The following is a 19,483-nucleotide window of genomic DNA, read 5'->3' as shown; positions in this document are numbered from 1 at the left end:
GATGAAACGGCCCATATTCGTCACCGCCATCGCGCTGACGCTCTCCGCCTGCGCGAAGGAGCCGCCCCGCGCCGACGAGCCGGAAGCGCCGCCGAGCGTCGGCATCACGCGCGTGGCGCTCCGGCCGGTCAGCGCGGCCGTCGATATCTCGGGAACCATCGTCGCGCGCGAGGAAGCCGCGATCCTGCCCGAGCTGTCGGGCTATCGCGTGCTGCGGGTCCTGGCCGAAGAGGGCGACCAGGTGCGTCGCGGCCAGCCAGTGGCGCTGCTCGACGGCGCGCTGCTGGCCAGCGAGGAAGCCCGCCTTAAGGCGCAACGCACCAGCGCGCAGGTCGCCGCAGAGCGGGCGCGATCCGAGCATCTCCGCGTTGCCGATCTCACCGGCCGCGGCGTGATCGCCGACGAGACGATCGTGCAGCGCGGCTTCGAGGCACGCGCCGCGCAGGCGCAATTGCAATCGGCCCAGGCGGCGTTGCGCGAGATCGTCGTGCGCCGCGGCCGGCTGACGCTGCGCAGCCCGGTATCGGGGATCATCGTCCAGCGCTCCCTGCGCCCCGGCGACGTTGCGGGAACCGGTACCGAGCCGCCCTTCCGCATCGCCCGGGACGGCCTGTTCGAGCTCGATGCCGAAGCACCCGAGCATCTCCTGTCCAGGCTCGCACCCGGCACGGCGGCCGCAGTGACCCTGGCATCCGGCAGGCAGCTGACGGGCACCGTCCGGCGGCTCGGCGAACGGATCGACCCCGCTACGCGCCTCGGCCGGGTCCGCATTCTGCTGCCTTTCCATCCGGGTCTGCGCCTCGGCGGTTTCGCGACCGCCTCGATCGCGGGCGAGGCGCGGGCCGTCCGGTCCGTCCCGCAGCGCGCGCTTTCCTATGAGGGCGGGCCGTCGGTGATGACGGTGGACAAGGCCGGCCGCGTCGCGCGCGTGCCGGTGCGCACGGGCGCGCGGGGCAGCGGGATGGTGGAGCTGCTGGACGGGCCGCCTCCGGGCACCGCGGTCCTGCTCGGCGGGAGCGCCCTGGTCGTGCCCGGCCAGATCGTCAAGCCGGTGGAAGGCCGGCCATGAACCTCGCCGTCTCCGCCTGGTCGATCCGCAACCCGATTCCGGTCTGCGTCCTCTTCGCGCTGCTCACCCTGGCCGGCATCTGGGCGTATCTCGCGCTGCCGGTGAAACAGCTGCCCGACACCTCTTTCCCGATCGTCGCCGTCAACGTGACGCAGAGCGGCGCGGCTCCGGCGGAGCTGGAGACCCAGGTCGCCCGTGTCGCCGAAAATGCGGTCGCCGGCATTCCGGGCGTGAAGCACGTCTTCTCCACCGTCACCAACGGCCATTCGGCCACCCTTGTCGAGTTCAGGATCGGCGAGAACCAGCAAAAGGCGATCGACGAAGTTCGCACCGCGATCGACCGCATCCGGGCCGATCTGCCGCGCGGCATCGATCCGCCGGTGGTGGAACGAGTCGATATCGATGCCGTTCCGGTGCTGACCTTCGCGGTCGCCGCGCCGATGTCCGACGTCGACCTGTCCTGGTATGTCGACGATCGCGTCGCCCGGACGCTCCAGGCGGTGCCGGGCGTCTCGTCGATCCGCCGGCTGGGCGGCGTCAACCGCGAGATCACCGTCTCGCTGCTGCCCGAGCGCCTGGCCGCCCATGGCCTGACCGCCGCGCAGGTCAGCCAGGCGCTGCGCGCCACGCTGGGGGACAATGCCGGCGGAAGGGTGGAGCTCGGCGAGCGCGAGGAGACGGTGCGCGTCCTCGCATCGCCGCGCAGCGCCGAAGCGCTCCGTGCCGTCGAACTGCCGCTCGGCGAGGGGCGCAGCGTGCCGCTGTCCGCCGTGGCGGAAATCGGTGACGGCGCCGCCGAACCGCGATCCTTCGCACGGCTCGACGGGCGGCCGGTGATCGGCTTCGAGGTCATGAAGACCAAGCCCGCAAGCGACATCAGCGTCGAGGACGCGGCGAATGCCGCGATCGAGAAGCTGGCGCGCGAGGGCCGCGGCGTGCGCTTTACCCGGATCGTGTCCAGCGCGGACGAGACGCGCGCCGAATTCTCCGCGACGATCGAGGTGCTGGTCGAGGGCATGGCGCTGGCGGCGCTGGTCGTCTGGCTGTTCCTGCGCACCTGGCGATCGACGCTGATCGCGGCCGTCGCCATGCCGATCTCGCTCCTGCCCACCTTCGCCGTCATGCTGGCGCTCGGGTTCACGCTCAACATGGTCTCGCTGCTGGCGCTGACGCTGGTGATCGGCATCCTCGTCGACGACGCCATCGTCGAGATCGAGAATATCGAGAAGCGGATCGAAGGTGGCGAGAGCCCCTATCGCGCCTCGATGATCGGGGCGGACCAGATCGGCCTTGCCGTCATCGCCACCACCTTCGCGATCGTCGTCGTCTTCCTGCCGGTCTCGCTGATGGGCGGTGTCGTCGGGCAGTATTTCCGCGAGTTCGGCATCACGGTCGCGGTGGCGGTGCTCTTCTCGCTGCTGGTCGCCCGCCTGCTGACGCCGCTGATGTGCGCCTATCTGCTGGTGCCGGCGCGGACCCCGCACGCGCGCCCGCCGATGGCCGGCTGGTATCGCCGCATCCTCGATTGGGCGCTCGATCATCCCGGCATGTCCATCCTGCTCGCCTTCCTGTTCTTCGCCGGATCGCTGGGCCTGGCTTCGCTGCTGCCGACCGCCTTCATCCCGGAGAGCAATCCGAAGAACATGGTGTTCAACATGGTCGCCGCGCCGGGATCGACCCGCGCGGACCTCGACCGGGCCAGCGGCGAGGCGACGCGGATCCTGAAGGGCGATCCGGACGTCGCATCGGTCTTTGTCCGCTTCGGCGGGGAAATGATGAACAATGGCGCGCTGACCGTCGTCTTCCGGGAGGATCGCGCCGGCACGGCGGCCGCGTTCAAGCGGCGGATGGCGCCCGCGCTGCGCGATGTTCGCGACGTTCGCATCACGCCGGCGGGCCAGGGCGGCGGTGCCGCCGATCTCGAGGTCATCCTGGTCGGCAGCGAGCCGGCCGCGCTGGAGGCCGCCGCCCGGCGCGTCCAGCGCGAGATGCAGGGCATCGCCGGGCTGCGCAACGTGCGCCCCGCCGAACCGCCCGCTTCCGCCGAGCTGGTGATCCGGCCGCGCCTCGCCGAGGCGGCTCGCCTGGGCGTTACCGCCGAAGCCATCGCCGACACCGCCCGGATCGCGACGATCGGCGATGTCGACGCCAATCTCGCCAAATTGCCGATCGACGGGCGCAACCTCCCGGCCCGCGCCTTGCTGCCGGCCGCCGCGCGCCTGGATCCCGCGACGATCGCCGCGCTGCGGGTGCCGGTCGAAGGCGGCGGCACCACGCGGCTGGACGCGGTCGCCGATATCGGCTTCGAGACCGGCCCCGGCCGCATCGAACGCATCGACCGCGCGCGCCGGGCGACGATCCAGGCGGATCTCTCGGGCCTGACGCTCGGCCAGGCGACCGACGCGGTAGCGGCGCTGCCGGGCATGAAGGCGCTGCCGGCCGGCGTGCGGCAGGAGCTCTATGGCGACAGCGAAGCGATGTCCGAGCTGTTCGGTGGCTTCATCGGCGCCATGATCGCGGGGATCGGCATGATCTTCGCGGTGCTGGTCCTGCTGTTCCGTTCCTTCTTCAAGCCCGTCACGATCCTTACCGCCTTGCCGCTCGCGGTCGGCGGCGCGTTCGCGGGGCTGTTGCTGGGCGGGTTCGCGCTGTCGCTGCCGGCGATGATCGGGTTCCTGATGCTCCTCGGCCTGGCCGCGAAGAACTCGATCCTGCTGGTGGAATATGCGATCGAGCGCGAACGGGACGGCGTACCGCGCCGTGCCGCGCTGGTTGAAGCCTGCCACGAGCGCGCCCGGCCGATCGTGATGACGACCGTTGCCATGGCGGCCGGAATGGTGCCGACGGCCCTGGGCATTGGCGAGGGATCGGAATTCCGCCAGCCCATGGCCGTCGCCGTGATCGGCGGACTGATCTCCTCCACCGCGCTCTCGCTGGTGCTGGTGCCCGTCGTCTACGAGGCGATCGACGCGCTCGAACGCTGGCTCGCCCCTCGGTTCAGCCGGCTCGTCCGGCAGCCCGACCCGAGCGAAGTGGCGGCATTGCGCGCGGGCGAGGCCCTGCCCGCAACCCTGCCGATCCAACGATGATCACGGCATCGACACGCTCGCCCGGACCGCCGCTCGCGGCGAGCGCATACTCTCTCATGTCCTGACAATAGGGGACGAAAATTGCGACTGCTTGTTCTGGGTGCCGGCGAAGTCGGCCAGGCCTTTGCAAAGGCCGTCAGACTCTTCCACGGCTTCTCCGACGTCACCATCGCGGACCTGTCGCAAGAGGCGGCGGCGCGGGCGGCCTCCCTGTGCGGCGCGCGCGGCATGAAGGTGGACATCGAGGACGCGGCGGCGCTGGAGGCGATACTGCGCCGGCACGACATCGTGGTATCGACGATCGGCCCCGCGAGCCGCTTCGCGGTGCCGCTGCTGCGGCGAGTCATCGCCGCCGGATGCCATTTCGTCGACGTGACCGACGATCCCCTGCCCACGCTCGACATGCTGGCGCTCGACGCGGCGGCCGGGGCGGCCGGCGTCACCGCCATCATCGGCTGCGGCGCCAGTCCCGGCATCTCGAACCTGCTGGCCGTGCACGCGACCGCACAGCTCGAACGGACCGACCGCCTGCTCACCTTCTGGGGCAGTCATGGCGAGGAAAAGGAAAGCCTGGGCAACGGCGTGACCGCGGCGCTCCGCCACTGGGTCGAACAGATCAGCATGCCGATCCCCGTTTGGCGCGATGGCGGGATCGTCAGCGCCCGGCCGCTCGATCGGGTCGAGATCGACTATCCGGGAATAGGCCGGGTCTCCACGCGCCTCGTCGGCCACCCGGAAGCGGTCACGCTGCCGCGCAAATATCCGTCGCTGCAGGAATGCCTCAACGTGATGAATTTCTCGGGCTATGTGAATGCCGCGCTGGAAAGAGCCGCCCGCGACGTCCGCACCAACGGCCTGACGATCGACGAGGCCGCGGCCCGGCTCGCCGCATCGCTGGACGAGCGGCGCGGCCGCTTCAGGCCCGGCGATGCGATGGCCTATGTCTATCACGGCGTCTCGGACGCGCTTCGAGGCAAGAAATGGCTTCCGCCGCTCGGCGCGGTGGCGGAAGGCTGGCAGGGGCGAAAGCGAATGGTCGTCGGCGCGGCGCTGAACGGCACGATCCCCGGCGGCACCGGCTTCCTGACGGCGCTGCCCGCCGTGATCGCGGCCGACATGATCGTCACGAGGATGATCAAGCGATCCGGCGTCGCAACGCCCGAGCAACTGATCGATCCCGAAGCCTTTTTCTTCGCGCTCTGGCCATTTCTCGTCGACGGCCAGGGCGCATCGCTATCGACCGATGCGGCGGCGATAGCCGTGACGACAGCCACCCTTTCGCCTCCCGACGGTCGATCCCGCATCACTGCCGCGCGGGCATAGCCGACGTCAGATCGCCGGCGTCAGATGGTCAGGCCACGATTCCGCGCCGCGCCCTGCCGCAGGTCATGAGGTGCGACCGTTCGCGTGGCATTTTTCCACTGCGCGATCGCTTCGCGCAGCGCACGCACGCGACCGGCGTCGGTCCTGTTCCGCGGTCCGCGCGCAAAACCCAAACCGATGGCATCGGGGTGCGGCGCCGGCCCCGGAGAACTCGCCGACGCATGGACTTCCCTGACCCCGGTATGATCGAGCAGCCAGGCGACATTGTCCGCGGTCACCCCGGATCCGGCAATGATCGACAGCCCGTTTCCGGCCGCCTCGACCATCCCCGCCAGCGTCGTTGCTCCGTCGACGGCGCGTAACGCCCCGCCCGAGCTCAGAACCTTGTCATAGCCGAGCGCCGCGACGCGACGCACCGCCTCGACCGGATCCGCGACAAGATCGATCGCACGGTGCAGCACGAGCTGGACATCACGCGCGGCCTCGCGAAAGCGTGCAAGCGCGTCATAATCGAGCCCGCCCTCCGGCCGGGTGGCGCCAAGGACCACGCCGGCGACGCCACACCACGCGCCCAGGCGGATCTCTTCGCGCATCAACGCGATCGCCGCGCCGTCGAGCACGAAATCACCGCTGACCGGCCGGATCATCATGTGCACCGGACATCCCGTCGCGACAGCCCGCTCGACGAGCGCGGCGGACGGCGTCAGCCCGCCCAGCTCGAGGCTGGCGCAAAGCTCGAGGCGATCGGCCCCGCCCGCCACCGCGGCGTCGATACCGGCCGCGTCGTCCACACAGATTTCCAGCAGCGCGTTCATCGCCGGCCCCGCCCGGTAAACGTGACGGTCATCGCTTGCCGAACGCGCCGATGTCCGCGATCGCGAGGTCACGGGCCGGCACCGCCACCGCATCGAAGACGAGGCGAAGGAAGCGCGCCGGCCGGGCGCTCGATAGCGCGATCCGCTGCGTCGCGAGCGCATAGGCGATGTTGGAGAATTCCCCCTCGCCCCCCGCGTCCCAGGCGCGGCCGTCGAGGCTCGTCTCGACGCGATAGCCCCGGGGCGGGGCGGCATCGGCGTCCGGCTCGCGGGCAGGCGTCAGCGTGAAGCCGGCGAGCGGCTGCACTGCACCCAGATCGATGACGACCTCGACCGGGCGGCCCGGCACCGGCGCGGGGACCGTCCAGAGCGACGTCGCATCGTCGTCCAGCAGGTGCCGGGGATCACCGCCGGCGCTCGCGCGGACGATCGTCCAGCGCGCGCGCGGCAGGATCGACGGATCGCTCGGCACGACGGTCGCGAGCCGCGACGGCGCGACCTGGCGGAAGAGCGCGACTTCACTGATCGCCGGGCAGGCTGGCGCGTCGAGGATGCGCAGCCGGAGGCGCCGCGGCCGGATCGGCGCGGGAAGCCGGATCAGGCGCTGCGCCCCGATGCAGCTATGGGTCGCGAGCGTCCGCCAGCGCCCGTCGATCTCGGCATCGACCGCGAAGCTGGTCACGCGGACGCCGAGCGGCAGATATTCGCGCAGCCGGATGAGGTCGAGCAGGGTGCCGGGCACGAGATCGAGCACAAGGCTCGGGGTCTTCGCGGCGTCCGGGGTCGACCAATAGCTGTTCCGGTCGCCATCGAGCACCTTGCCGGCAGCGAAGGCCGCGCCCCGCTCGTCGCTGGCATGCGCAACGGCGCCCCTGGCCAGGTCGCGCGCGAAGGTGGCGCGCATGGCGTCGCCAAAGGCGCGCAGCGACGCTTGGTCGGCAGCGGGAATCCGCCCGCTCCGGTCCGGCGGGATATTGAGGTTGAGATTGGTGCCGCGACCGACGGACTCGTCATAGAGGCGGATCAGCCGCTCCGGATCCTTGACCTTGCCGTCCTCGTCGGCGTGATAGAACCAGCCCGGCCGGATCGAGACGTCGGTTTCCGCCGGCCACCAGAGCGGTGCACCCCGGACGCCGGAATTCCCCTCCGCCTGCACATAGGGGTGATCGGGCATGGTCGGCCAGCACGGATCGCCGGCAACGCCCTTCTCATTGCCTACCCAGCGCACATCCGCGCCCAGCGGATCGAAGGTGCAGGCCATCGGCTGATGCCGGTGCACCAGCGCGACGATCGAGGGCCAGTCGTAATAGGCCGGCGCATCGATCTTCCGGGTTTCGCGGGCGCCGCCATAATAGCCGTCGCCGCCATTCGCCCCGTCGAACCAGAATTCGAACAGCTCGCCATAGCGGGTGCACAGCTCGACCACCTGCTTGCGGAAATAGTCGATATAGGCCGGCCGGCCATATTCGGCATGGTTCCGGTCCCAGGGCGAGAGATAGATCCCGAACTTCAGCCCCGCCCGCCGGACCGCGCCGGCAAGCTCGCCGACGATATCGCCCTTGCCGCCCTTGTACGGCGCGTTGCGGATGCAATGCTCGGTCAGCATCGTCGGCCAAAGGCAGAAGCCGTCATGATGTTTCGCCGTCAGGATCAGGCCGCGCATCCCCGCCGATTTCGCCGCCGCGACGATCTGATCCGGATCGAAACCCGACGGATCGAACAGGCTCGGGCTCTCGTCGCCATAGCCCCATTCCTTGTCGGTGAAGGTGTTGATCGAGAAATGCACGAAGCCGAACATCTCGTGCGCGTGCCAGGCGAGCTGGCGCGGCGACGGCGTCGCTCCCCAGGGCGCGGGCGGCGCGACCCGGCCCCTCGCCCGGGCAGGCACCGCCGCCATCACCAATCCCATGCCGGCAAAGCCGCGGCGGGTAAGCTCGATCATCAGTCAGGGCCTTTTCGAGAATGGCGCGGGCAAGTGCGGGACGAAGCCGGGGTCCGGGCTCATGCCGGGAACCGGCCCCCGGACGGCGGACGATCCTGCGGCGCGCGGCCGAACGCGGGGTTGGGCCGCGCGCTCATCGTGAAGCGCAGCGTCCCGCCCTGGACGAGATCGGCGTGCGAGATCCAGCTCTTCGACCAGGGGCGACCATTCCAGCTGACGGCATGGACATAGGGCGTCGCCGCCGAGTTGCCGGGCGCCTCGACGGTCAGCCTGCGTCCCTGTGCCAGGGCAACACTGGCGCGCGTGAAGAGCGGCGAGCCGAAGACATAGACGGCCTCGACCGGGTCCACCGGATAGAAGCCCAGCGCCGAGAACACGAACCAGGCGCTCATCTGGCCGCAGTCATCGTTGCCGATGATGCCCTTCGGCGCGTTCTGGTACATCTCGGTGCACAGCCGGCGAACCATCGCCTGCGTCTTCCAGGGCGCGCCCGTGAACGCATAGAGATAGGGAGCATGCTGGTCCGGCTCGTTGCCATGGGCATATTGCCCGACCAGCCCCGCAATGTCGGGCGGCGCATTGGCCGGCAGGGTCGACGGCGCGCTGAACAGCGCATCGAGCTTCGCCTCGAACGCGGCATCGCCCCCCATATGCGCGATCAGCCCATAGACGTCGTGCTGGTTGAGGAACGTCGCCTGCCAGCCATTCGCCTCGGTATAGTCGCGCCACCAGGGCTTGGGCATGTGCCCGAGCTGGATCGGATCATAGGGCGCCCACCAGCTGCCATCGTCGAACCGCGGGCGCGCGAAGCCGATCTTGCCGTCGATCACGTTGCGCCAGTTCGCGGAGCGCTTGCGCAGCCGCTCCGCATCCTCCCCCGCCCCCACCGCGCGCGCCAGGTGCGAGGACGCCCAGTCGTCATAGGCATATTCCTGCGTCCGGCTCACGCTCTCGAACACCTTGTCCGCCGGCACATATCCCTTGGCGTCGTACAGGTCGCGGCCAAGGCTGTTGTCCTTGTCGGGCGCGGAGAAATCGAAGCTCCGGCGGCGGATCGCCGGCCAGGCCGCGGCATAGTCGGCGGGGATGCCCTTGGCCTGCGCCTCCGCAAGGGGCACCACGCCGTGCCAGCCGATCATGGTGCCGGTCTCCTTGCCCTGGAGCGGCCAGACCAGCGGACCGAAGGGCGACTGCGCCGTCTGGCGGATCAGGTCGTCGACAAAGGCCTTGCTCCGCTCCGGCGCCACCAGCGTGAGCAGCGGCAGCTGCGCGCGATAGACGTCCCAGAGCGAATAGCTGCTATAGGCGGCGGCATCGGCCGGCACCTGCTGGATCTTCCCGTCGAGCCCCGGATAGCGCCCATCGACGTCGGAAAGCAGGGTCGGGGCCAGTTGCGCGTGATAGAATGCGGAAGCCATGATCACGCGCTGATCCGGCGTGCCGCCCTCGACCGCGACTCCACCCAGGGCTGCGCTCCACCGCGCCGCCGCCGCATTCCGCACCCGGTCGAAATTCCAGTGCGTCGCGTGCGGTGCCAGGTTCGCCCGCGCCCCGGCGACGTCCACCGCCGAGATGCCGCAACGGATCAGGATCGGCGCCGCGCCGGCATCGTCGTAGAACAGCGCCGCCTTGACTCGCTTTCCGGCGACGCGCTCGGCGCCGGCAGGCTGCTCGGCATCTTCGTCCCCATAGAATGCGATGCGATCGGGTTTCCGGGAGAACTGCATGGCGAAGAAGATCCGCCGCCCCTTGGCCCAGCGGAACACGCGGCGGCCGCCGGTGAGCGTGCCATCGGCATCGATGGCGAGATGCGCATCGTCGACGAGCCACCCCTGGTCCGACTTGTCGCGGATCATATGCGACAGGTCGATCAGGATATGGCCCGGTCCCTTGGGGAAGCTGTGGCGATGCCAGCCGGTGCGCTCGGTGACGGTCAGCTCCGCCTGCACGCCGCTCTCCAGCGTCACCCGGTAATAGCCCGGCTCGGCATGCTCGGCGGTGAAGCGCTGGCGATAGCCGGCGTCCGGATCGGCGAGCGGCCCCGGCAACAGGTGCAGCGGCCCCCGGGTCGGCACCACCAGCACGTCGAGCATGTCGCCGATGCCGGTGCCCGACAGGTGCGTGTGGCTGAAGCCCATGATCGAGGTGTCGCTGCGATGATAGCCCGAGCAGGTGTCCCAGCGCTCGACATCGGTGTCCGGCGAGAGCTGGGCCATGCCGAACGGCAGGGTCGCGCCCGGATAGGTATGGCCGTCCCCGCCGGTGCCGACGAACAGGTTCGGCTCCGCCGGCACGATCGCCCCCGCGGGCGGCAGGGCGGCAGCGACTGCGCCCAGGGCACTGCCGGCAAACAGCTGGCGACGCGACAGGTTCATAGCGGTTCCTTCAATAGATGGGGGCGCACGTCCGCCAGATGGACGATCAACTCCCCGAAGAGCCCATTGGCCCAGGCGAACCATTTGCGGGTGAAGATCGCGGGATCGTCCTTGTCGAAGGCCTCGTGCACGAAGCCGGTATCGGCATCGGTGTCGCGGAGCGTCTTCAGGCATCGCCGGATCGTCGCGTCGTCGCCGGCGCTCAGCGCCCGGACGATCAGCGACATCGGCCAGATCTGGCCGCTTCCGACATGGGGGCCGCCAATGCCCTCGGCGGCGCGCCCCCGGAAGAACCAGGGATTGGCATCGCTCCACGCCGCATCCGCCGTCCTGCGCCACAATGCGTCGCTCGGCTTCACGCAACCCAGATAGGCCAGGCCGGAAAGCGACGGGACATTGGCGTCGTCCAGGAAGACCGCATTGCCATAGCCGTCGACTTCATAGGCCCAGACGCGCCGGCCGCCGGGCAGGCGCATCGTGCCATGCGCGCGCAAGGCGGCGGACACTTCCCCGGCGAGCGCCATGGCTTCGGCCGCGAGCGCGGGATCGGGCCGCGCTTCGGAACATAGCTCCGCCAGCTCGCGCAGCGCAGTAACCGCGAACAGGTTGGACGGGATCAGGAAGGGATAGAGGCAGGCATCGTCCGACGGGCGGAAGCCGGAATGGATCAGCCCGGTCGGCCGCGTGGGATTGCCGGTGCTCCACAACAAGGTCTCGGTCGGCTGCGGGGCATTGCGGCGGAAGCGATAGGGCCCCGGCCCTGCCTTGCGCTGCTGCTCGCGAAAGGTTCGCACGATCACGCGCATCGCCTCCGCCTAGGTCGCATCGAAGGGGCGCGCATCCCCGGTCGCGCGCCAATATTGATGGCCCAGGCGGATAACGTAGCAAAGCGAATCCACTTCCCATTTCCGCTCCGCGACGCCCGGCTTCATCTCGGTATCGTCGCCGATGGCCCAGGAAAGGCTCGTCCGCGCCAGCGGGTCCTCCATGAACGCATTGGCGTAAGGATCGATCAGCACCGAGCGGGCATGCCGCGCGATCAGGCCGCGCAGGAGCATGGCGAGCCGGGCATCCTCCCGGGCCAGATGAAGATAGGGCTTCATCTGCGCAGACGAATCGCGCAGCCAGAGGCAGGGAATGTCCCCGGTCACGACAAAGCTGTCCTGCTCGCCGGCCCGCAAGACCGTCGTGTCCAGCGTGTTGGGCCAGGAATTGGCGAACATCCAGGCGAGCTTGGGGTCGCCGATCCTGGCCGACACGCGCGCGATCTCGCGCTCCACCGCCGGGCTGGTGAAGCGCCGCTCGCCTATGGGCGGGCGCTGCGAGGCAAAGGCCGGAGCGCTTGCCCATGCCGGGCGCGCCGCCGCCAACGCCAGCCCGGCGGTGAGCATGCCGCGCCGGTCCATCATTTCGGAAGTTCCAGCGCGCTGCCCGGCAAGGTCGCCTCGACCCATTGCCCGGGTCCGTCGCCGGGCTGGCCGCCGCCGATCCAGAAGCGATACTTCCCCGGCAGGACGCGCCGGGTGCCATCGCGCGCGACGCTCGACAGGTCGCGCGGATCGATCGCGAGGGACACCGTCCGTTCCTTGCCCGGCGCCAGCGGCACGCGCGTGAAGCCGGCGAGCTGCCGTTGCAGGATGGGATCGGTCATCACCGGCGCCTCGCCATCGGCGGGCGGCACGACATAGGCCTGTGCCACTTCCTCGCCCGGGCGGCTTCCGGCATTGGCGATCCGGACCGTCAGGGTCACGGGTTCGCCGGTCCCGCCGGCGCGGACCGCGGCGCCGGAATAGCTGAACCGCGTATAGCTCAGGCCATGGCCGAAGCCCCAGAGCGGCTGGCCGGTGAAGTAGCGATAGGTGCGCTCCTTCATGCCATAGTCGATAAAGGCAGGCAGGTCGCCGGTCGCGCGATAGAAGGTCACCGGCAGGCGCCCGCTGGGATTGCTCGCGCCCGCCAGCGTATCGGCCAGCGCCGTTCCCCCCGCCTCGCCCGGATACCAGAGCGCGAGTATCGCATCGGCCTGGCCCGAATCGACCGACACCGCGCTGCCGCTCGCCAGGACGAGCACGATCGGCTTGCCCGTCGCCCGGATCGCCTCGACCAGGCGCGCCTGGGGGGCGGGCAGCGCGATGTCGGTACGATCGCCGCCGACGAAGCCCGGCACCTGGACCTGGAGCGCCTCGCCCTCGAGATCGGGCGAGAGGCCGACGACCACCACCGCCACGTCCGCCGCCTTCGCCGCAGCCACCGCTTCGGCCAGCAACGGCTCGGCGGGCGGCAGCCAGAGGAGGCGCAGGCTCTCGTCCTCGCTGCGATGATCGAGCTCGAGCGCGATCGGCTGGGCCGATCCGTCGCTGTCGATCGTCAGTTCCACCCGCCCCTTGGGCAGCATGCCGGCATGGAGCACGCGCCCGCCCAGGGTGAGCGTGACCATGTCGTGCAGCGTGCAGTCCTTCCAGCACTGGGCCTGGTCGAGGACCAGGCGGTAGCGGCCGGGGCCCGGCGGCACGAAGCGCCCGGTCCAGCGGCCGCGCCAGCCGATCACCGGGACGCCCGGCCCCGGCGCAGCCCGGTTTAGGTCCAGGTCGATCCTGGGCTCGGTGCGCGCCAGGACTGTCTTGCCGTCCACCTGATATTCGGCGTGCAGATCCTGGAGCGAAGTGCCCGGCATCACCACCGGCGCGCCTTCCGCGAGGATCGAGCCCTGCGCATAGGAGACGCTGGCGAAGCGTTTCCTCAGGCCGGCCAGCGGCGTGACGGGATCGACGGCGGTGCCGTGATAATTGCCCTGCAGCACACCCAGATCGTCGGCATTGGCGCCGATGACTGCCAGCCGGGTGCGCGGATCGAGCGGCAGCAGCCCCTGCTCGTTGCGCAGCAGCACGATCGACTTGCGCGCCGCCTCCAGCGCCACCGCGCGGTGTTCCGGCGTCGCGACTTCCCCGGGCCGGATGGCGGACCAGGGCGAGCGCGCGCCAAAGGCTATTCCCAGGTCGCGCCGCGCCGAAAGGACCCGGACCAGCGCGGCATCCACCTCGTCTTCGCGCAGCAGGCCCTGGCGCACCGCGGCGGGCAGCGCGCCATAGGCGGAGCCGCAATTGAGGTCGGTCCCGCCCTTGAGCGCGGCCGCGGAGGCCGCCGCGCCGCCCAGGCGATAATGGTGGAAAAGATGGATGTTGGCGACGGCATCGCAATCGGAGACGGAGAAGCCCTGGAACCCCCAGTCGCGCCGGACCCGCTCCACCATCAGCGACGGCAGCGCGCAGACGGGGACGCCGTGCACGGCGTTATAGGCGCACATCACCGAACGCGCCTTGCCCTCGGTGATCGCCCTCCGGAACGCGGGGAGATAGGTCGCCTCGAGGTCGCGCGGCGAGGGATCGACGTCGAAGCCGTCGCGGCCCGCCTCCGGGCCGCTGTGCACCGCGAGATGCTTGGGCGTGGCGATCACCTTGGGCGCGCGCGGATCGGGGCCCTGCAGGCCGCGGATGAAGCCCACGGCCAGGCTGCCGGTCAGATAGGGGTCCTCGCCATAGGTCTCCTGCCCCCTGCCCCAGCGCGGATCGCGGAAGATGTTGATGTTGGGCGACCAGATCGTCAGCCCCTCATAGATGCGGCGATCGGCGCCCGCCGGCCGCGCGTTGAACCGCGCCCGTGCCTCGGTCGACACCACGTCGCCGACGCGGCGCAGCAGATCGGGGTCCCAGGTTGCCGCCAGGGCGATCGCCTGGGGGAACACCGTGGCCGGCCCGTTGCGCGCCAGGCCGTGCAGGCCCTCGTTCCACCAGTCATAGGCCGGCAGCCCGGCATCGGGCGCGGCGGGCGCCGTCGACTGGAGCTGCGCCGCCTTCTCCTCCAGCGTCATCGCCGCGACCGTCTCGACGACCGGATCGGGGGCCACCGGTGCCGCCTGGGCGAGCAGAAGCCAGATCATCGCGCGAGGCTCCTCAGGGTCAGTGCGCGTGCCAGCGCCGCACGGCTGGCCTCGGACGCGATGGTGACGGTCACGCTCTCGCCCGGAAGCAGGTCGAAGCCATTGTCGCTCGGCTGGGCCGCCACCGTACCGAAGTCGAGCATCACCGCACGGGCGAGCCCGGTGGCCGAAAGGGTCACGCTGTCCCCCTTCCAGGCCGCGCGCAGGCCCGGCGCGGGATAGGCCATCTCTCCGGGCGGCGCACGCTCGACGAGGATGCGGTGCGCGACCTGCCCGTTGATCAGCAGTTCGGCCACCGCGAAGCTGGCCCGGGCCGGCGCATCGCGGAACAGGGCCGCATCGTCGATGCGCGCGACTTCGGTCGCGGCCAGCGGCGACAGGCTGATCTCGGCGGTCCGCTCCCCAAGCGGCTGCCCGTCCATCGTCATCGCGCGCACGCGCCAGCGCGCCGCGATCGGCGCGGTCGCGTCCGATACCAGGGTGACGCGCGTCACCGCGTCCTTGTGCTCGGCCACGATCGCCTGGGGCGCGAAGAAGCGCCGCGCGGCGAAATGCAGCAGCTTCCACCGGCCGGCATGGTCGATGCTCGACCAGGAGATTCCCGGCCAGCTGTCGTTGAGCTGCCAGTAGAGCGATCCCATCGTCACCGGCCGGCAAACCCGATGGTGAAGCGCCGCCATCTCGATCGCCTGGGCCTGGTTCACCTGGCTGAGATAGACGAAATCGGCGAAGTCGCGCGCGGGGCGCAGGCGCTGGTCGATATAGAATTGCAGCCGGGCATTGCCCTCGCCCGCCAGGAATTTCTGGTGCGCCTTGAGGACGGGGCTGTCGGGCGTGAACGGCCCTTCACCGGCGAATTCACGGATCGTCGCGAGCCCGGGCATGGCCTGGAAGCCATATTCCGACATGAAGCGCGGACAGGAATCGAGATAGCGTTCGACCGGCTTGGAGCCGGACCAGACATCCCAGAAATGCCGGTCCCCGCTCGCATCGGTGTCGACGGGCCCCCGGTAATCGGTCGAGGGCGAGCCCGGCCAATAGGGAATCCCCGGCGCGTTGCGCGTCACCGCGTCGCGCAGCACCCGGTCGAACAGCACGGCCATGCCGACGCCGATCCGCTCGCGCTCCTCGGGGCCGACAGCCTGTTTGAAGGCCTTGCGGTCCGACCAGTTCTCCCAGCCCGACAGCACTTCGTTGTTGCCCGCCCAGAGGACGATCGAGGCATGGTTGGCCAGCCGAGCCACTTGCTCATCGGCCTCGCTCGCCACGCTGTCCCGGAAGGCGGCATCGGGCGGCGTCACCGCCCCCCCGAACATGAAGTCCTGCCAGACGAGGATCCCGAGCTCGTCCGCGGCGTCGTAAAAGGCGTCGTCGAGATAATAGCCGCCGCCCCAGATGCGGATCATGTTCATGTTGGCCGCCCGCGCATCGGCAAGCATCGACCGCATCGCCCCGGCCGATACCCGGGCCGGGAAATTGTCGAACGGGATGAGGTTCGCGCCCTTGGCGAAGACGGGAATCCCGTTGATGCGAAAACCGAAGGCACCGCCCTCGCGCACCAGCTCGACGGTGCGCAGGCCGATGCGCGTGGCGGCACGGTCCGCGCCTTCCAGCGCCGCTTCGACCCGGTAGAGCGGCTGATCGCCATAGCCGGCCGGCTGCCAGCGCTTCGGATCGGCGAGCGTGACCGGGACGGAGACCAGATTCCGGCCCGGCGCCAGGACGATGGCGCGCTCGACGACCAGGGTTTCGCCCGCCGGCGTCGTCACCACCAGCCGCACCCGCTGGGCGCCCGGGGTTCCCGCAACCACCTCGAGCCGCACCAGCAGGCGCGCCTCGGCATCGGAAAGCGCCTCCTGCTCCACCCGGAGGCGATCGATCCGGGCGGCGTCCCATTGCTCGAGCCGCACTTCCCGCCAGATGCCCGCGGTCACGATGCGCGGCGCCCAATCCCAGCCATATTGATATTTGGGCTTGCGGACATAGGGCGAGGTCTGGCGCCCCTTCGGCTCATCGCCGAACGCGCTGTCATATTCGCCGGGGAGCGGATGCGCCTCGGCCAGCACCATCGGCTGCATCCGCCGTATCGGCGAGGCGACCAGCACGGTGATCTCGTTGTCGCCGGCGTGCAGGAGCGGCCTGGCGTCCGCACGCCAGCGGCGATGGGCATTGTCCGCCGCGAGCAGCAGCGTGCCGTTGACCCGCACCTCGGCAAAGGTGTCGAGCCCATCGAAGACCAGGTCGAGATGGCCGGCCGCGAGCATCGCCGGCGTTACCGCCAGGGTCCGCTTCCATTCCCAATCGGTCAGGCCGGCCCATTGGATCGCGCCCTCATTGGTGCCCCGATAGGGATCGGGCACCAGCCCGGCGGCGATCAGGTCCTGCTGCACACTGCCGGGCACCGTCGCGGGGATCCAGCGGGCCGCGCGCGGATGCGCCGCCGCGGCTGCCTTGTCCGACGGCGCGATCCGCACCTGCCAGCCGGTGTCGAGCCGTGTCACCGCCTTCGGTGCGGCGAACGCTCCCGCCGGGAGCAGCAGGAGCAGGAGCGCGGCGAGCCACTTCATTCGCCCTGCTCCACCAGCTGCGCCTTCTCGACGGCATAGAAGGGGCCGGAAGTCGGCGCGGTGAACTGGAAGCAGATGTCACGATCGCCCGCCCCCTTGGGCAGCGCCCCACGGAAAGTGAAGCGCTGCGGCGCCGTGCCCGGATCCGGGAGCGGGAACGTCGCCGCGACCACCGGCTTCGCATCCTTGTCCGTGCAACCCACCTGCACCACGAGCTCTCCGAAAGGCGTCACGTTATAATGCGCGCGCACCGCCTTGAAATCATGGGCCAAGCCGTAATGGCGCGGCAGCCGCGCGACATCGACGACGAAGCCGCGCGCGATGTCGAGCGGCGCGGCGGGATAGGCCGTGCAGGTGTCGAACAGATTCACATTGAATGCCGGCTGGTTGGCCTTCGCCTCGGAAGCAAGCGGCACGCGCAGCCCGAGCCCGCCCTTGGGACAGGCGACCATCTCGGACGCGGTCCGGGCGAGCAGCGCGGAACGCGTCACCTCGAAGCTGCGCGGCGCCGCGGTCGGCGTGCCATCCGCGCGGAACCCGGCCGCGCGGATCGTCGTGCCGAACGCAATGTCGAGCGGCTGGGCATAGGCCGGCGACGAGGCCTGCGGCACGCTGCCGTCGATCGTGTAGCGGATCGTGCCGTACCCGATCTGGCTCGCCAGCGAGAGCCTGGCCCTGCCCCCCCGCAGCGCCTCTCCCCGCGTGCCGTCGAGCTTGAAGCCGATCGCGAAACCGCTGTCGGCGACTTCCACTCCGCCGCGGCGCCAACGCGCCATCTGCGCATCGACGCGCGGCACGAAATCCGCGAAGTCGCGCCGCTGCCTGGGAGTCCAGCCCATTTCCGCGATCGCGGCCGCGCGCGGGAACAGCATGTGCTGCACCTGATAGGGCGTCACCAGATATTCGCTCCACGCATTGCCCTGAGCGCCCAGCACATGGCGCGCCTTGTCCGGAGCGATCCCCGTGGGCAACGGCTCATAGGCATAGACCGTCTCGAGCGACTGGATCGTGATCCGGCCGGGCGGCTCGTCGCCACGGTCGCTCTGCAGGCTGTCCAGATAAAGGATCGGCGCGGGCGACAGCACGACGTCATGGCCGGCATTGGCGGCCTCCACCGCCCCTTTCTCGCCCCGCCAGGACATGATCGAGGCGGAAGGCGGCAGGCCGCCCTCCAATATCTCGTCCCAGCCGATCAGCCGCCGCCCCTTGCTTGCGAGATAGGCGCCGAACTGGTCGATCAGCCAGCTCTGCAAGCCATTCTCGTCCTTCAGGCCGAGCGCGGCGATCTGGGCCTGCACCACGGGGCTGCGCTGCCACTGGTCCTTGATGGCCTCGTCACCCCCGAGGTGGATATAGGTCCCGGGGAAGACCGCCATAAGCTCGTCGAGCACCGTCTTGACGAACGCAACGCCTTCCGGACCCGGGTTGAGCAGATAGGGATTGACGCCCCAGTCATGGCTCACCGGCGGCCGGTCGCCGAACACGCCGAATTCGGGATAGGCGGCAACAAGGGCCTGGGCATGCCCCGGCAGATCGATTTCCGGCACGATCGTGATGCCGCGCTCCGCGGCATGGGCGACGAGCGCCTTCAATTGCGCCTGGCTGTAGAAACCGCCGACCGGGTTCCCCGCCGGGCCACCGGCCGAGGGCGGCAGCCGCCATGCCCCGACCTGGGTGAGCCTTGGATAGCGTTTCACTTCGAAGCGCCAGCCCTGATCGTCGGTAAGGTGCAGGTGCAGCGTATTGAGCTTCACCGCCGCCATCTGGTCGACGATGGTGTAGAGTTCCTCGATCGGCTGGAAATGGCGGGCGACGTCCACCATCAACCCGCGCCAGGCGAAGCGCGGACTGTCCTCGATCACCACGCCGGAGATGGTGGCGGGCTGGCCGAAGCGCCCATCCGGGCTCGCCAGCTGGGCCAGGGTCATCGCGCCCCAGACCAGGCCTGCATCGCCCGATGCGGCAATGGTGACCCCGCCCGCATCCACGCTCAGCCGATAGGCTTCCTTCCCCTTTATCCGCCGGTCGCGGATGAAGCGCACCGTCGCCTTGCCGTTGGTCTGGAGCAGCGCGATCCCCCGCACCAGCTTCAACTGCGCGGCGAGCAGGCGCGCGGCGGACGCCGCTCCCCGATCGCCCGGCTCCGCCCCGATCCGCGTATCCGGGCCCAGGGTGAAGCTTCCCCTGGCGGGAACCACCGATGCCGGCAGCGGCACCAGCGGCAAGGGATCCGCCGCCGCCACGCCCGGCATGCCGAGGGCCAGCGACGCCAGCAGGACCATATCGGCGCGACGGCGTCCATTCATCGGGAAGAATCCTTTCCTGCAGCTGCGCCGGGCTTCGCGAAGAGTACCAAAGCGCACAAA

Annotated in this window: 9 protein-coding genes and 1 pseudogene; 3 read left to right on the top strand and 7 right to left on the bottom strand. The window is 70.0% G+C overall.

Annotation, left to right across the window (positions count from 1 at the left end; genetic code table 11):
* Position 1 precedes the first annotated feature (1 nt).
* The 3 genes from ACIQCS_RS16295 (at position 2) to ACIQCS_RS16285 (ending at position 5,481) form a co-directional block, all read left to right on the top strand.
* Positions 2-1,069 (top strand): efflux RND transporter periplasmic adaptor subunit, encoded by a 1,068-nt coding sequence (locus tag ACIQCS_RS16295; RefSeq protein ID WP_345847128.1) that lies wholly within the window; start codon positions 2-4, stop codon positions 1,067-1,069.
* Positions 1,066-4,158: an efflux RND transporter permease subunit gene (locus ACIQCS_RS16290; RefSeq protein WP_345847130.1), complete on the top strand. Its 3,093-nt coding sequence runs from the start codon at positions 1,066-1,068 to the stop codon at positions 4,156-4,158. Before ACIQCS_RS16295 ends, ACIQCS_RS16290 begins: the two co-directional genes overlap by 4 nt.
* 81 nt (positions 4,159-4,239) lie before the next feature.
* Positions 4,240-5,481, top strand: coding sequence for a saccharopine dehydrogenase NADP-binding domain-containing protein (locus tag ACIQCS_RS16285; protein ID WP_345847132.1), 1,242 nt, complete (start codon positions 4,240-4,242; stop codon positions 5,479-5,481).
* Positions 5,482-5,501: 20 nt separating this feature from the next.
* Here the strand turns inward: ACIQCS_RS16285 and ACIQCS_RS16280 are convergent, their stop codons facing one another.
* The 7 genes and pseudogenes from ACIQCS_RS16280 to ACIQCS_RS16250 form a co-directional block, all read right to left on the bottom strand.
* A complete protein-coding gene (locus ACIQCS_RS16280) occupies positions 5,502-6,296 on the bottom strand; it encodes a copper homeostasis protein CutC (protein ID WP_345847133.1) in 795 nt (264 codons plus the stop codon).
* Positions 6,297-6,324: 28 nt separating this feature from the next.
* A complete protein-coding gene (locus ACIQCS_RS16275; protein ID WP_345847134.1) occupies positions 6,325-8,238 on the bottom strand; it encodes an alpha-L-fucosidase in 1,914 nt (637 codons plus the stop codon).
* Between the two features lie 59 nt (positions 8,239-8,297).
* Complete coding sequence (locus ACIQCS_RS16270) at positions 8,298-10,613, bottom strand: GH92 family glycosyl hydrolase (RefSeq protein ID WP_345847135.1); 2,316 nt, start codon at positions 10,611-10,613, stop codon at positions 8,298-8,300.
* A pseudogene (locus tag ACIQCS_RS16265) lies at positions 10,610-12,022 on the bottom strand (glycoside hydrolase family 125 protein). Before ACIQCS_RS16265 ends, ACIQCS_RS16270 begins: the two are co-directional and overlap by 4 nt.
* Positions 12,019-14,550 carry a glycoside hydrolase family 3 C-terminal domain-containing protein gene (locus ACIQCS_RS16260; protein ID WP_345847137.1) on the bottom strand — a complete coding sequence of 844 codons (2,532 nt, stop codon included), beginning with the start codon at positions 14,548-14,550 and terminating at the stop codon, positions 12,019-12,021. The pseudogene ACIQCS_RS16265 and the gene ACIQCS_RS16260 overlap by 4 nt, the downstream one beginning before the upstream one ends.
* Positions 14,547-17,117, bottom strand: coding sequence for a glycosyl hydrolase 2 galactose-binding domain-containing protein (locus ACIQCS_RS16255; RefSeq protein ID WP_345847140.1), 2,571 nt, complete (start codon positions 17,115-17,117; stop codon positions 14,547-14,549). Before ACIQCS_RS16255 ends, ACIQCS_RS16260 begins: the two co-directional genes overlap by 4 nt.
* Positions 17,114-19,423 carry a family 20 glycosylhydrolase gene (locus ACIQCS_RS16250; protein WP_345847141.1) on the bottom strand — a complete coding sequence of 770 codons (2,310 nt, stop codon included), beginning with the start codon at positions 19,421-19,423 and terminating at the stop codon, positions 17,114-17,116. The genes ACIQCS_RS16255 and ACIQCS_RS16250 overlap by 4 nt, the downstream gene beginning before the upstream one ends.
* Between the last annotated feature and the right edge of the window lie 60 nt (positions 19,424-19,483).

Source organism: Sphingomonas sp. NPDC092440 (genome assembly GCF_044754985.1).
Lineage (GTDB): Bacteria > Pseudomonadota > Alphaproteobacteria > Sphingomonadales > Sphingomonadaceae > Sphingomonas.
Note: the sequence above shows the minus strand (reverse complement) of the source record. Positions and strands in the feature narration are given on the sequence as shown.

Excerpts from the sequence above, each read along its gene's own strand:
- ACIQCS_RS16280 (WP_345847133.1), bottom strand. The coding sequence starts at position 6,296 with ATGAACGCGCTGCTGGAAATCTGTGTGGACGACGCGGCCGGTATCGAC.
- ACIQCS_RS16290 (WP_345847130.1), top strand. The coding sequence starts at position 1,066 with ATGAACCTCGCCGTCTCCGCCTGGTCGATCCGCAACCCGATTCCGGTC.
- ACIQCS_RS16250 (WP_345847141.1), bottom strand. The coding sequence starts at position 19,423 with ATGAATGGACGCCGTCGCGCCGATATGGTCCTGCTGGCGTCGCTGGCC.
- ACIQCS_RS16270 (WP_345847135.1), bottom strand. The coding sequence starts at position 10,613 with ATGAACCTGTCGCGTCGCCAGCTGTTTGCCGGCAGTGCCCTGGGCGCA.
- ACIQCS_RS16255 (WP_345847140.1), bottom strand. The coding sequence starts at position 17,117 with ATGAAGTGGCTCGCCGCGCTCCTGCTCCTGCTGCTCCCGGCGGGAGCG.
- ACIQCS_RS16260 (WP_345847137.1), bottom strand. The coding sequence starts at position 14,550 with ATGATCTGGCTTCTGCTCGCCCAGGCGGCACCGGTGGCCCCCGATCCG.
- ACIQCS_RS16295 (WP_345847128.1), top strand. The coding sequence starts at position 2 with ATGAAACGGCCCATATTCGTCACCGCCATCGCGCTGACGCTCTCCGCC.
- ACIQCS_RS16275 (WP_345847134.1), bottom strand. The coding sequence starts at position 8,238 with ATGATCGAGCTTACCCGCCGCGGCTTTGCCGGCATGGGATTGGTGATG.